General features: G+C 70.1%; 14 protein-coding genes. 3 read left to right on the forward strand and 11 right to left on the reverse strand.

The annotated features are described in order from the left end of the window. Positions 1-6: 6 nt before the first annotated feature. The 9 genes from ACH414_RS29210 to ACH414_RS29250 form a co-directional block, all read right to left on the reverse strand. Positions 7-621 carry an AAA family ATPase gene (locus ACH414_RS29210; RefSeq protein WP_398944047.1) on the reverse strand — a complete coding sequence of 205 codons (615 nt, stop codon included), beginning with the start codon at positions 619-621 and terminating at the stop codon, positions 7-9. Further along, positions 615-1,541, reverse strand: coding sequence for a PIG-L deacetylase family protein (locus ACH414_RS29215; RefSeq protein ID WP_398944049.1), 927 nt, complete (start codon positions 1,539-1,541; stop codon positions 615-617). The genes ACH414_RS29210 and ACH414_RS29215 overlap by 7 nt, the downstream gene beginning before the upstream one ends. Continuing rightward, positions 1,538-2,269 (reverse strand): glycosyltransferase, encoded by a 732-nt coding sequence (locus tag ACH414_RS29220; RefSeq protein ID WP_398944051.1) that lies wholly within the window; start codon positions 2,267-2,269, stop codon positions 1,538-1,540. Before ACH414_RS29220 ends, ACH414_RS29215 begins: the two co-directional genes overlap by 4 nt. Next, positions 2,266-3,045 carry an aminoglycoside phosphotransferase family protein gene (locus ACH414_RS29225; RefSeq protein ID WP_398944052.1) on the reverse strand — a complete coding sequence of 260 codons (780 nt, stop codon included), beginning with the start codon at positions 3,043-3,045 and terminating at the stop codon, positions 2,266-2,268. Before ACH414_RS29225 ends, ACH414_RS29220 begins: the two co-directional genes overlap by 4 nt. Before the next feature lie 101 nt (positions 3,046-3,146). Next, the gene (locus ACH414_RS29230) at positions 3,147-4,034 is read right to left on the reverse strand and encodes a glycosyltransferase family 8 protein (protein ID WP_398944054.1); all 888 of its coding nucleotides are present in this window, start codon (positions 4,032-4,034) and stop codon (positions 3,147-3,149) included. 65 nt (positions 4,035-4,099) lie between these two features. Next, entirely contained in the window at positions 4,100-4,294 is a 195-nt protein-coding gene (locus ACH414_RS29235) for a hypothetical protein (protein WP_398944056.1), read from the reverse strand. Continuing rightward, entirely contained in the window at positions 4,291-4,737 is a 447-nt protein-coding gene (locus ACH414_RS29240; RefSeq protein ID WP_398944058.1) for a hypothetical protein, read from the reverse strand. Before ACH414_RS29240 ends, ACH414_RS29235 begins: the two co-directional genes overlap by 4 nt. 193 nt (positions 4,738-4,930) lie before the next feature. Beyond that, positions 4,931-6,133, reverse strand: coding sequence for a helix-turn-helix domain-containing protein (locus tag ACH414_RS29245; RefSeq protein ID WP_398944060.1), 1,203 nt, complete (start codon positions 6,131-6,133; stop codon positions 4,931-4,933). 90 nt (positions 6,134-6,223) lie between these two features. After that, positions 6,224-6,847 (reverse strand): HAD-IA family hydrolase, encoded by a 624-nt coding sequence (locus ACH414_RS29250; RefSeq protein ID WP_398944061.1) that lies wholly within the window; start codon positions 6,845-6,847, stop codon positions 6,224-6,226. A 205-nt stretch (positions 6,848-7,052) separates the two neighbouring features. Here ACH414_RS29250 and ACH414_RS29255 point away from each other — a divergent pair, with 205 nt between their 5' ends. From ACH414_RS29255 to ACH414_RS29265, 3 genes are all read left to right on the forward strand, one after another. Further along, on the forward strand, positions 7,053-7,739 hold the full coding sequence (locus ACH414_RS29255; protein WP_398944063.1) for a DUF488 family protein: 687 nt from the start codon (positions 7,053-7,055) through the stop codon (positions 7,737-7,739). Positions 7,740-7,857: 118 nt separating this feature from the next. Next, a complete protein-coding gene (locus ACH414_RS29260; RefSeq protein WP_398944134.1) occupies positions 7,858-8,643 on the forward strand; it encodes a hypothetical protein in 786 nt (261 codons plus the stop codon). Between the two features lie 613 nt (positions 8,644-9,256). Then, positions 9,257-9,757, forward strand: coding sequence for a very short patch repair endonuclease (locus ACH414_RS29265; RefSeq protein WP_352147780.1), 501 nt, complete (start codon positions 9,257-9,259; stop codon positions 9,755-9,757). A 273-nt stretch (positions 9,758-10,030) separates the two neighbouring features. On the opposite strand, the gene ACH414_RS29270 is transcribed toward ACH414_RS29265, so the two are convergent. Together ACH414_RS29270 and ACH414_RS29275 are read right to left on the reverse strand one after the other, a co-directional pair. Next, complete coding sequence (locus tag ACH414_RS29270) at positions 10,031-11,350, reverse strand: class I SAM-dependent RNA methyltransferase (protein ID WP_382547221.1); 1,320 nt, start codon at positions 11,348-11,350, stop codon at positions 10,031-10,033. 61 nt (positions 11,351-11,411) lie between these two features. Further along, on the reverse strand, positions 11,412-13,466 hold the full coding sequence (locus tag ACH414_RS29275) for an APC family permease (protein WP_382547224.1): 2,055 nt from the start codon (positions 13,464-13,466) through the stop codon (positions 11,412-11,414). Positions 13,467-13,729 lie beyond the last annotated feature (263 nt).

Below are 13,729 nucleotides of genomic sequence, written 5' to 3' on the forward strand. Positions count from 1 at the left end.
CTGCGGTCACCTCGCCCAGAAGCCGACGAGGGTTTCCACGGCCCAGGCGACTTCATCCGGGTCGGCGTCGGCGGCGAGGACCGCGAGCTCTCGCGTCATGGGCCGACGGGCCGTGTGAACGAAGTAGTCGCGTGCGTGGCGGAGGAAGTCCGGCTCGTGGAGGAAGTACTCGGACTCGGCGGCGGTGTGGCCGGCGGTCTTCCGGCGGAGGTGGAGCGTCTCGGCCGGTACGTCGAGGTAGAGGGTGTGATCGGGGCGCAGGAACGGCAGCGACTGGAGCCGGTGGCGGAGCTGGTGGTGCACGCCGTACCCGAACAGGGCGTCCAGGGCGTACGCGTGGGCAAGGAGGGTGTCCACGGAGCGGTCGAGGATGACGAGCTGCCTGCTGCTCGCGGCGGCCTCGGCCACTCTGGTCGCCTCGATCTCCATGAACCTCTCGAAGGCGGCGAGCTGGGCGGCCGCGGAGTCGGTGCGGGCCGGAGGGATGTCGTCGCGGTGGGCGATGTGCTTGACGTAGCAGTCCGAGACGTACGCCCGTGAGCAGAAGGCGGTGCGGCGGAGGTGGCGTATCGCCGTGGACTTGCCGGCGTAGGAGGGCCCCTCCAGGGCGATGATCAGCACGTCGGCGACTCCGTCCGGTAGAAGCGTTCGGCGTACGGGCCGGGCCCGTCGGCGAGGTCGGCCGCCGTGGTGAAGGCGTGCCGGATCGGCCGGTACATCTTCCGGGCCGGGTGCATCTGCGAGCCGTGCATCCTCAGGACGGTGACCTTGTCCAGGACGACGTCGGTGATGTCGACCAGCTCGGACCGCATGTCCGCCCCCGTACGCGTACGGAACAGGTGCTGGTCGCAGCCGGCGAGCGCGTACGTCGCCCAGAAGGCGAGGTCCTCCCAGAACCAGGTGCAGCCGAGACGGACGGCCGCCTCGTGGACGAGGAGGTGGTCGGGGTGGCGGGTGACAGCGGCGGGGGCGAGGAGCTCAGCATCGGGGTGGAGCGCGGCGATCCGGCGCAGCTCCTCGGTGATCCGGTCGAGCAGCTCGGGGTCGTAGGGCCTGTACGGCGGCTCGGCGTCCTTGTGTCCCAGAAGGAGTCGGCGTGCGGCGAACGGTGCAAGCGCGGCGGCGCCCTCCCGGTCGCGCAGCTCGGACACCGTGCCGACATCGGCGTACGTGGCTTCCAGGGCGGGGTGCACGCTCCGGGAGCGGGTGAAGACGGTGACCACGGTCAGCGGTCGGGGGCGGGCGAGGAAAGCACCCGAGGCAGAGAGGGCGAAGTCGTCGTGGTGAGGTTCGATGACAAGGACCGGGCGGCCGGCAGGGGTGCGGGCCTCGACGTAGTAGGGGACGCGGGTGTGGGGCGCCGTCACCTCCAGGACACGGTGGTCCATGGCCCGGTGGCGGGCGGCGAGCTTCTGGGTGTGTGTCCGGTGGGCGCGGTGGAGGTCGTCGGGAAAGGTGTAGATGCCGCTGCCGTCCGGAACCGGCAGGTCGGCTGCGGGCAGGGTCTTGGGCTGGGGCCGCACAGGGGTCTCCTTCGTCATCGCACGGTGGTCTCGTACCAGTGGCGCCACATGCGGGGCGACCGGAGCCGCAGGCGGGCGGTGATGGGGTTCTGCCACCAGAGCATCCGCAGGCTCGACCACTGGTCGTAGCGGCGGGTCGACGGGCGTACGCGCAGGTCGTCGAGGATCGCCACGGGCCGTCCGGTGGCCTGGCCGTGGGCAGTGAGCCGGGCGAAGAACTCCACGTCCTCGCTCATGAACAGGTCGTCCCGGTACCCGCCGACGTGGTGGAAGGCGTCGGCGGTGCAGAACTGGTTGACGCCCTGGGCTCCACCGCGCCGGGTGCGGTAGTGGTCCCAGTAGGCGCACAGCAGCCGGGCGCCGAGCCGCTCGGGCGTGTAGAGCGGCGGAATGGCGCCGCCGACGGCGCCGGCGTCCATGGCGGCAGCGGCGGCCGTGACCGCTTCCAGGGGTAGGGCCACGTCGGCGTCGGTGAAGAAGAGACGGCCGCTGCGGGCGGCGCTCGCGCCGGTGTTGCGTACCCGGCCGATGTTGCGGACGGACTCGGTGACGACGCGGGCGCCGAAGGAGGCGGCCATGTCGGCGGTGGCGTCGGTGCTGGCGTTGTCGACGACGATCACCTCCCCGGTGCGGCCGGTGACCTCCTCCCAGCGGGCGAGGGAGGCGAGGACGGAGGGCAGGTAGCGGGGCAGGTAGGCGACCTCGTTGAAGGCCGGGATCACCACCGACAAGGCAGGGGTGGTCATCGGTACGTCCTTTCGGGACGGGGTACGCGGAAGAGGTGCGGGGTCCGTCGGCTCAGCTCGTCCAGGCGGCCGGCCCACCGGGCGCGGTCGTCGCCGGGTTCGGAGTGGGCCCAGCAGCGCAGCGTGTGGAAGACGGCCCAGGCCGTCAGCTGGTGGTGGTCCAAGGCGAGTGGATAGGCGTCGGTGACCGTGCGGGCTCGGGCGGAGGCGATGGCGCCGGTCATGACCAGGGTCTGGGCCACGTCGGACTCGCGGGGGCCGGCTACGGCGTCGGTGAAGTCGACGAGGTGGCGGACGGCTCGGGGCCCGGCGAGCACGACGTTGTCGCCGTGCAGGTCGCCGTGGCACCACACCGGGGCGGCCGCGGGGGCGTCGGCGATGGCGGCCAGGGCGGGCGCGATGCGGTCCAGAGCGCTGGGAGGGCAGCGACGGCCGATCGAGGTGACCTGCTCATGGAGCGGCCGGCGCGGGGCCCACGGCTGGACCGGGGCCCGGTGAAGGCGGCCGAGCAGGCCGCCGAGGTCTCTCAGGGCTCGCTCGTCGCCCACCCGGCCGGACCGTACGGCGCTTCCCAGGGTGAGCGGGCCGAGGTCGGCGGTGATGAGAGCGGTCACCTCGTGACCGGGGACGTGTCCGTGCACGAGGACGGCGGGCACGGGGACGTGCTTCGCCACGGCCCGGACCGCCGCCGCCTCGGTTGCCGCGTTGCGGCGGGCGGTGACCGCGTACAGCTTGATCACCACGCTCCGGCCGTCGGCCAGGAGAGCCCGGTACACGACCGTCCTCGACCGTGCCGACAGGCGGTGTGCGGCACGAACCGGAACTCCCACGAGACCGAGGGCGGCCCGCGCGACGGCCGCGGGTACGTTCGTCGTGCTCACCACGCACCCGCCGGTTCCGCCCCGAAAGCGCCCAGGCGGCGGACGTGCCGAAGGGCGACCGCCAGGTGCCGCCGGTACTCGGCCACGTCCTCGGTGACGGGGCAGTTCGCCTGCCAGGGCTTTTCGGGGCCGACGAAGTGCACGAGGGCCGCGGCCGGGTCCGGCCTGAGCGACCGGGTGACGACCCGCCGCACCCAGTTGCCCCGTTCCAGGAACCGGCCGGTCTCGAACCTGTTGAGCCCGGCGGCGGCCGGGCGCACGCGGCCGGAGTGCAGGAGCCACAGGTTCAGGGCGTCCTGGTCGTTGTGGAGGATGTGGCGGTGGCCGTGGACGAGCATGTGCTCGACGCCCCTGCGGACGACGGGCATGTGGCCGGTGCGGGTCCAGAGGACTCCGGCATTGAAGTAGGGACGGCCGCGCAGGTGGGGCCAGCGTTCGGCGGCCCCGGGCAGCGCCGGGCACTCTCCTACGGCCGGGTTGAACTCGTCGCGTACGGCACCGATCTCGTCCTCCCGGAGGGACCCGAGCGGATCGGTGACGTCTCCGCGTACGAGCACGTCCGCGTCCACGTAGATCAGGTAGGGCCGGCGGACGAAGTCCGGCGTGAACTCGAACCGCAGGTAGGTGGTGACGGTGATGTACGAGGCGTCCGCCATGCGCGAGGCGCGCAGCGGGGCGCAGCGCCGGAGGTCGAAGGAGCCGAAGCCGGTCCGCTTGGCGAAGTCGGAGAGGAGCAGGGCCTGTGCCGGGGCGAGGTCGAGGGTGAGCACCCGTACCGCCGCGTTGCGGCGGGCGACGAGGGTGAGGCCGTCGGCCAGGCCCGCGATCGCGGCGAGGCCGGGTACGAGGTACTGCTGGTCGATGCAGAGACCGAACGCGTACACGGGGCGTCGCCTTTCAGGCGTGGTGCACGGAAGGGAGTGAGGGACGGGACGGTGAGCGCGGAAACTCACCGGTTGTCCTCGCCGCCGGAGGGAGCGAGGACCTTGAGGCTGTCGGGGTCGTCGGTCTCCCAGTAGGGCCCGCCCCCGGTCGGCGGCCGCAGCACCCACACGGTGCCGCCGGCACGGACGTCGGTGACGATCGCCCGCCGTCCGTCTCCGTCCCTGACGAGGTCGCCGACCCATGCGCGCCGGGCGGTCACGAGGTGCCCTCCTCGGGTGCTTCGGTCTGGGTGAACCAGCCCGACGCCGCGTCCGCGAGGCCGCGGCGGCGTCGGGCCTGAGCCGGCGTACGGCGGGCCGGGGTGCCGCTCGACGCGTCCGCGAGGAACCCTCCCCGATCGCGGAGAAGCACGCTGAGGGCCGCGAACTGGGCCGCGTCGGAGGCGACATGGGCCGCCGCGCTGACGACGACGCCCCGGATCATCCCGGCGGACAGGGCGGCCGTGACCGCCTGCCATCCCGGCCGCTCAGCGAGCGGCAGCGCCGGGTCGGAGTCGGACCAGGCCCCGGCGACGTGCCAGTGCCGGGCGTCGGCGTAGTAGCGGCCACGCTCCTCGCTCTCGCTGAGAGCGGTGGAGGACGGGGCGCAGGAGTAGACGGCAACGGGCACGTGCCCGAGACCGCCGGGCGGGTTGTTCGGCATGCCTCCAGGCTGCTGGCCTGCGATGCTCGGGCCCAGGCATGGCCCGTCGCAGCGGAGGAACCTCGTACCGGACTCGGCTGCCACGTCCCGTGGCAGCGGATGCGGACTCCGCCGTGGGGCTGGCACGGCCCGTAGCAATCACGCTGGTGGAACCCGCGGAGCTACTACGGACCGTGGTACTGCGACCCGTCCCTCAGCGCACCCCGAGCGGGACGCCTGCGGAGTTGGCGAGCCCGCGCAGCCGGTTGACGGACACGCCGGCGAGCCTGCTGATGATGACGCCGGGAAGCATCTGGTGGCGCACCCAGCCGGGAGCCATCTCACACACCGTTTGGAGGGTGTCGGCGGCGGTCTCCCACCGTCGGCATTCCACCTGGGTGAGAGCGACGTCCAGGCCGAAGCGGGCTCGGGTGGCCAGCGGCACGCTGGCGTCCAGGCGGACGGTGTCCATGAGGCGTAGAGCGCCACCTGTGTCGCCGAGGGCCACCGCGATGCTCATCGCCTGCGTGGCGGCGTACATCGGCCCGTACGGCTGGGCGTGCGAGCCACGGGCGTGTTCGTCTCCGATGCGGGCAGCGACGGCGTGTGCCTGGGAGAGGTACTCGCGGGCGTGGTCCGCGCTGGCCCCGCCCCGGGAGGCGGCGACGGCGGCGTTCGTGACGAGCTGGCCATAGACGCTGAGCCGGTCCGGGTCGTGCTCGCTCATCTTGGGCTCGATCCGGTCGGCCTGGGCCGCTGCGAGGAGGAAGCCCTGCTTGGTACGGCCATCGCGGAGGTTGACCCATGCGGTCGTGGCAGCGAGATGGGCGTCGCGCAGTTCGTCCCCGCCCTGGACGGCGATCTGCCGTCCGTACGTCAACGCCGCGTACGCCAGGTCTCGCGAGCCGAGCACGTTGGCGGCCATGCCCGCGGTCTGGAAGGTGTCGATCAGGACGCCGGCAGCGGCCTCCCGTTCATCGAGACCGGCGGCGTCGAACCTGGCGCGGGCTTCTGGAAGGAGCCGCCCGAGGAGGGTGCCGAGCTCGGTGTACCGCCCCTCCCAGTAGGCGGCGTCCGCCCGACGCACGACCGCTCGAAGTTCCTCGACACTGCCCGGCTCGACATCGGCGGGGATACCGATGGCAGCGTCGTGGGTCGCTGCGGAGACCAGGCGCAGCGCGGCCCTCTCGTCGCGGTCCATGGAGCGGCGCGGCGCCTGCTGCCCGAGGAGCACGGCGATGTCCGTACCGAGCGCGTCGGCGATCGACAGCAGCGACGGCAGGGAAGCCGACCCGCCACGTTCGAGCTTGCGGACGACGCCGACGGACACACCGGCCGCCTCCGCTAACTGCTCCTGCGTCATGGCACCGCGCAGCGCCTTCAAGCGCTCAGAGGTGGTGTACTCCGACCACTGCATGCTCCAGAACCTCCGCGTGATGGGCCCCACACGGACAGTACTCACAGAAATGGGGCGGCGGACAGCCTTCGGCCAGGCGGCAGTTGACGCTCAGACCGTGAGCACAGCTGTGACGCCGAGAAGAGCCTCCAGCTCCGCCACGGCCCTGTCCTCGTCGGTGACGTGAACGGTCGTGATGCCCAGCTCGGCAGCCGGCGGCAGGTTCACCTCGTGATCGTCCACGAACACGCACCGCTCGGCAGGCAATCCGATCCTCTCCAGCGCGAGCCGGTAGATAGCCGGGTCCGGCTTCGCCAGCCCCTCCAGCTCGGACACGACGTGCACGTCGAAGAGGTCCCAGATACCCACGTGCTCGTACGGGTTGAACGGATCGAGCCCGAAGCTGTTCGACAACAGCACGAGCCGGTGGCCGGCGGTCCGCGCGGCACGGCCGAGCGCGATCATCCGACGCGCCGGAGGAACATTGGCCCAAGCCCGTCCCATCAGGTTCACGGGGTCCACGTGCTCTCCCAGCAGCGCCGCTGTGCCCTCGTTCCACTCGGCCTGCCCGATAGCCCCGATCTCCAGCGCCGCGTACAGCCGCCGACCTTCGGGGTGATCGTTGAGCGTTGCCCGCCACGCTCCAGGTTCCAGTCCCTCCGACACGCACCAGGTCCGATGGACCTCGATGGGGCTGGCCGTCAGTACCCCGGCGAAGTCGAGGATCAGTCCCATCGGCTCCTGCCCATCGGCCGTGTTCCTGTGCGCCACCGGCTGAACGTCCCTTCCGAGATCGGACTCGTACGAGGACGCTATCGCGTGAACGGGGACTCACGCGAAGGGTGCGCACTGCCCAACAGAACTGGTGACGGAAGCCTCTCGATCGAGTTGAACAGGGTGGCAGTACGGTCTAGTTCGAGTCCCGTTAGGATCACAGCCCATGGCCGGTCGACTTTCAGCGAACAGCTTTGACCCCACTCATTCTCGTGCGCTCGCACGACAAGTGAAGGCACTTCGCGAGGCACGGGGATGGTCACCGAAGCGCCTCGCGTCGGAGGCCGGAATCGGCCTGAGCACGCTCAGGAGGCTGGAAAGCGAAGGTGCGATCCAGCCAGGATTCTTCACGGTGGGAGCCGTCGCGGAAGCGTTGAACGTCTCTCTCGACGCGCTCTTCCGCGAAGCGAGGCCCGCCCCTGGACTCTGGTCGGCAGGCTATGAAGGCCGGAACATCGACTCCTTCGTCTCATCACTCCTCGAAAGCGACATCCAGGTCGTGGCCGACGTCAGGCTCACGCCGATCAGCCGCAAACCCGGCTTCAGCAAGACACGACTTGGGCAGGCACTCGCCGAGGCCGGCATCGAGTACACCCATCTGCGCGCCCTGGGAAACCCCAAGGACAACAGGGCTCCTTTCTGGGACGGTCGCGTGAGCGTGGGACGGGCCCGCTTCCGAAGCGTGTTGCGGTCGGACGAAGCACAGTCGGACCTCGACCGCCTGGCCGAGCACGCCGCCCAGTCACGCGTCGCGGTGTTGTGCTTCGAAAAGGACGAGGAGCGATGCCACCGGAAGGTCGTTCTGGACACCGTCCGAAAGCGGACCTCGGTAGATGTGCGACCGCTGGCCTGAGATCAACGGTTCCCCATGTCTGCGGTCTTGACCGGGGGCCGTCCCTCCTTTCCCATCTGAATCGGGGCGATTCATCGAAGGGGGAAGCGTGGCCGAGAACTGGCAACGGGCTCGAATCATGATCACCGTCAAGACGTACCCGGAGCTCTCATCCAAGTACCGAGAGACGAGCTGCGTCGCAGGCATCCGGCTGGATCAGGGAACGCCACAGCACGTGCGCCTCTTCCCGGTCCCCTTCCGTCTCCTGCAGCAGGAGGCCCAGTTCCAGAAGTACTCGATCGTCGAGGTCGATGTCCGGCCTCACCCCAAGGACAGACGTCCCGAGAGCCTGCGCCCCAACCTCGAAACGCTGAGCGTCGTCGATCATCTACCGACCTCCGACGGCTGGAAGCAGCGGTATGCACACATCGAACCACTGGTCGCTCGCTCCTTGTGCGCCATCAAGCGTGACCAGGAGGCGAACGGAACGTCACTCGGTGTGTTCCGTCCGGCAGAGATCACCGACTTCCGATTGGAGGCGGCGGAGCCGTGGCCGGCGGGTAAGGCCGCACTCGCAGACCAGCTGGATCTCTTCGACCAGGATCTACAGCGCCTCGACTGGGTCCCGTACGAGTTCCGCTACCGCCTGCGCTGCGTCGACGATGACTGCCCCGGACACCGCATGGGGCTCAAGGACTGGGAGGCCGGACAGTCCTACCGGAAGTTCCTCCAGAAGTACGGCGAGCGAGCCGTCCTGGACAAGCTGCGCGAAAGATGGTTCGACCGCATGGTGACCCCGGGCAAGGCCGTGCACTGTTTCGTTGGCAACATCGCCGCCCACCCGCGGACCTTCATGCTGCTCGGGTTGTTCTACCCCCAGCGGCATGTGGTCGACTTCGTCCAGGGCGACCTGTTCTCCGTGTGACGCACCAACCCCGCCGGCTCCCTTGCGAGTCGTCCGTCCCGAGAACGCCGGAAATCCGGGCCAGCTCACTGAGCCTAAGGGAAAAACAGCAGGTCAGAGGGATGATCCTTCCCGATCCACCAAGTGCCTTCTAAGCACTTGGCCGCAGGTCGAGTCCTACGAAGAGCAAGACGGAAAGCTTTCTTCGGTTACGCACAGTTCCTCAATGACAATCGGAGGAGCGGCACAGCCGGCACGTGGGACCGCGTGTCCGACTCCCAAGCTTCGGAGGAAGTTCAGGGACGGCCGCCGACCGCCCCCAAGCACTCGATTCGGCCTGAAGATGACTCCCCTCTGTGTCCGCCCCAGATCTTCAGCGTGGTCGGCCCGGAGCCATCCCCAGCGTCCTCGCGGCGGCCCAACTCGTTCAATCCACGGTCACGACGCTGCTATCCGGCTCCTGAGGCCTGCCCGTCGCACAATCACGTCCGACCGCTGCCCACAACCCCTCGGTGAAACCGGGAAGGAGCACGATGCCGAGTTCGGTCGCAGCATGAGCAGCGGTCGTGAACGGCCCGGGCGGATCACCGGTACGACGCCCGTAACGGCGAGGCACCCCGATGGTTGATCAGACGTGAGAATTCAGGAACGCCGCAGGGGGACGCCGGCGCCGCGCGATGCCAACGCGCGGAGGGTCATGGTCGCTCAGCGAAGCCGGGACACGGCTCCGGAGCTTGCGCTTCGCCGGGCTCTGCACTCATTGGGCTTCCGCTACCGCGTGGACCTGCCGATCGTCGGCATGCCGCGTCGCCGCGCCGACGTTACGTTCACGAAGTGGCGCACCGCCGTGTTCGTACAGGGCTGCTTCTGGCACGCCTGCCCGAGTCACCTGCACGCGCCCCGGCACAACGCGGAGTGGTGGCGGCAGAAGCTTCGGGGCAACGCCCGCCGCGACGAGGAGACCGATGCCCACCTCACGCTGATCGGTTGGCTGCCCCTCCGCATCTGGGAACACGAGACCGTCGACGGCGCGGTCGAGCGGGTGACGGCGGCGCTCGCCACCCGGGGGCATCCCCGCGCCTTGGCCATCAGCACCTGGACGCCCATGGCGGAACGGGCAACCGAGGGCTCGTAGAGGAGCGCGTGCGGCATCCAAACACACGCGGGACGGGGCTCTCAGCCGTAGGGAAGCCGCCACAACGCCCAGCGCCACCCAGTGGACGTAGAAGACGCCTTGCGTAGTCAGCAGGACAGGGAGGGGAACGACCTGAGCAACCCAGCCCTGACCTGACATCCCATCAGAACGAGCGTCAAATGGGCGTCACGAGCGTCATCTCAGCGTCAAGATATCGCCCGTAACGCCCACACCGCACATACCGCGCACCCACAAAACCCCAGGTCAGAGCCCTTACTTAACCGGCTCCAGGATCGCCACGCACTCCACGTGGTGCGTCATCGGAAACAGATCGAACGCCCGCAGCGTCCGCACCCGGTACCCGCCCTCGCGGAAGTAGCCCAGGTCGCGGGCGAGGGCCGCCGGGTCGCAGGCGACGTAGGCGATGCGGCGGGCGCCCAGCTTGGCCAGGTGCTGGACCGTCTGCTTGCCGGCGCCCGCGCGGGGCGGGTCCAGGACGATGAGGTCCACTTCGGTGATGCCGGTGCGCGGGAGGACCGACTCGACCTTGCCCTGTTCGATGCGGACGCGCGGGAAGCCGGCCAGGTTGTGGCGGGCGTCCTCGACGGCGCGCTTGCCGGACTCGATGCCGAGGACGGCGCCCGCGTCGCCGACGCGGTCGGCGAGGGCGCCGGCGAAGAGGCCGACGCCGCAGTAGAGGTCGAGGGCGGTCTCGCCCTTGCGCGGGGTCAGGCCCTGCATCACGGCGAGCATGAGGGTCTGGGCGGCCTTCGGGTGCACCTGCCAGAAGCCGCCGCTGCCGACGCGGTAGGTGCGCTCGTCGGCCCGCTCGCGGACGAAGGCGCGGCCGTGGACGCGGTGGACACCGCCGTCCTTCTCGTCGACGCGCATCACGGAGACCGGCTTGTCGAGCTCCACCAGGGGCAGCCGCGCGCCCGGGCGCGGGGTGAGGATGACCTGGCGGTCGTTCGAGCCCGAGGCCGCGATGGCCTCGACCGACTCCATCCCCTCCCAGGTGCGCTTCTCGACGCCGAGCTCCGAGACGCCCTCGGCGGCGATCATGCAGTGGTCGATGACCTCGACCTCGTGGGAGCGGTGCCGGCGCAGGCCGGGCCGGCCGAACTCGTCGACCGCGTACTGGACGCGGGTGCGCCACTGTGGGACCTCGCCCGCGGGGAGCTTGTCGCCCTCGGCGGGCATGACCGTGCCGTCCCAGCCGGCCTCCTCGGGCGTGAGCCCGGCCAGGCGCTGCAGCTGCTCGGCGATGACCTCGCCCTTCAGCCGGCGCTGGGCGCCCGGCTTGGCGTGCTGCCAGTCGCAGCCGCCGCACTTGCCGGGGCCGGCGAAGGGGCAGGGCGCCTCGACGCGGTCCTTGGAGGCGTCCAGGATCTCGATCGCGTCGGCGCGCAGGAAGCGGGAGGTCTCCTCGCCCTCGGTGACCCGGACCCGGACCCGCTCGCCGGGCAGCGCGTGCCGGACGAAGAGGACCCGGCCGGCCTCCGTGCGGGCGATGCAGTGACCGCCGTGGGCCACGGGGCCGACCTCGACCTCGTACTCCTCCCCGACCAACGACGAAACAGGGGTGTTCTGCATGGCGGGGAGTCTCCAAGGGAAAGGAAGAAGTGGGCTGCCGTTTGGACGGCAGCCCACCAGTCTAGTTGCTCTTCTCGGCCGGTACCTTCGCGCCGCCCTTCTCGACCGGTCCGCGGCGGACCGATCCGGGGGCGTTCCACTCCTGGCGCTTCCTCGCCCGCTTCTTCGCGGCCTCGGAGGACTGGAGCTGGTACGGGACCGAGGTCACCATGACGCCCGGGGTGAAGAGCAGCCGGCCCTTGAGGCGCAGGGCGCTCTGGTTGTGCAGCAGGTGCTCGTACCAGTGGCCGACCACGTACTCGGGGATGTAGACCGAGACGGCGTCGCGCGGGCTCTCCTTGCGGAGGTTCTTCACGTACTCGATGACCGGCCGGGTGATCTCGCGGTAGGGCGAGTCGAGGATCTTCAGCGGCACGTTGATGCCGCGCCGCTCCCACTCCTCCTTGAGCGCCTTGGTCTCGGCCGGGTCGACGCTGACGCTGAGCGCCTCCAGCTCGTTGGCGTGCAGCAGCTTGGCGTAGGCGAGGGCGCGCAGCGTGGGCTTGTGCAGCTTGGAGACGAGGACGACGGAACGGACCCGGGAGGGGCGCACGTACTCGTCGGGGCGCTCCTCGGCGGCGGCGATCTCCTCGGCGACGGAGTCGTAGTGCCGGCGGATCGCGGTCATCGTCGCGTAGAAGATCACCATGCCGAGCAGGGCGACCCAGGCGCCGTGGGTGAACTTGGTGGCGAGGACGACGACCAGGACGAGGCCGGTGAAGAAGGCGCCGAAGGCGTTGATCGCGCGGGAGCGGATCATGTGGCGGCGCTTGGCCGGCTCCTTCTCGGTCCGCAGGTGCCGGTTCCAGTGCCGGACCATGCCGATCTGGCTGAGGGTGAAGGAGACGAAGACGCCGACGATGTACAGCTGGATCAGCCGGGTCGAGTCGGCCCCGTAGATCCACACGAGCAGGGCGGCGGCGCCGGCCAGCAGCACGATGCCGTTGGAGAAGGCGAGGCGGTCGCCGCGGGTGTGCAGCTGGCGGGGCAGGTAGCGGTCCTGGGCGAGGATCGAGCCGAGGAGCGGGAAGCCGTTGTACGCCGTGTTGGCGGCCAGGAACAGGACGAGCGCGGTGGCGGCGGCCAGCAGGATGAAGAAGAACGTTCCGTCGCCGAAGACGGCGGCGGCGACCTGGGAGATCACCGGGTCCTGGACATAGGACTCGCCGACCGGCACGCCGTTGTTCAGCAGGTCCGTGGCGGGCTTCTCGGCCATCCGGACGTCGGTGGCCATGGCCAGGAAGATGATGCCGCAGAACATGGTGACGGCCAGGCCGCCCATGAGCGCGAGCGTGGTGGCGGCGTTCTTCGACTTGGGCTTGCGGAAGGCGGGCACGCCGTTGGAGATGGCCTCGACGCCGGTGAGCGCCGCACAGCCGGAGGAGAAGGCGCGCAGCAGCAGGAAGACCAGCGCGAATCCGGCCAGACCCTGGTGTTCGGCCTTGATCTCGAAGCCGGCGGTCGGCGCGCGCATGGTGTCGTCGAGGACCAGACCGCGCCAGGCACCCCAGATGATCATGACGAAGACGCCGAAGACGAAGACGTACGTCGGGATGGCGAAGAGGCCGCCGGACTCCTTCACCCCGCGCAGGTTCATGAGCGTGAGCAGCACGATCACCGCGATGGCGGAGGCGACCTTGTGCTCGACGACGAACGGCACCGCGGAGCCGAGGTTCTCGATGCCGGAGGCGATCGAGACGGCGACGGTGAGGACGTAGTCGACGAGCAGCGCGCTGGCGACGGTGAGTCCGGCCTTCGGCCCGAGGTTGGTGGTGGCCACCTCGTAGTCGCCGCCGCCGCTGGGGTACGCGTGCACGTTCTGCCGGTACGAGGCGACGACCGTGAACATCAGGACCACGACGGCCAGTGCGATCCACGGGCTGAAGTGGTAGGCCGACAGGCCTGCGACGGAGAGGACGAGAAGGACCTCGCCCGGGGCGTACGCCACCGAGGACAGCGGGTCGGAGGCGAAGACGGGGAGGGCGATGCGCTTCGGGAGCAGGGTCTCGCCGAGCTTGTCGCTGCGCAGGGCCCGCCCGATCAGGATCCGTTTGGGCACGTCGGTCAGTTTGGACACGCAGAGGATCGTAAGCGTTCGAAAAGGGCGGCGCCGACCGGCACCCCCGATCCGCACGGAATCTCCCTGGATACCACCTCCGCAGAGGCGGGCGCGAGTACCCGCTCCCGTTACTGACGCGGGCATGACGTCGCCTTGACGGTTTCCTAACGAGGGCTGCGTGAGGTCCCGGCCATCGTTGCCGCATAAGCTCGGACCGGACAGCACGTCGGTGCGCGTCCGCCACGGCCCGGGCCGACCGGGCCGGGTCATGGCCGCCCTCC

The organism is Streptomyces sp. NPDC020422, from assembly GCF_044386705.1.
Lineage (GTDB): Bacteria > Actinomycetota > Actinomycetes > Streptomycetales > Streptomycetaceae > Streptomyces.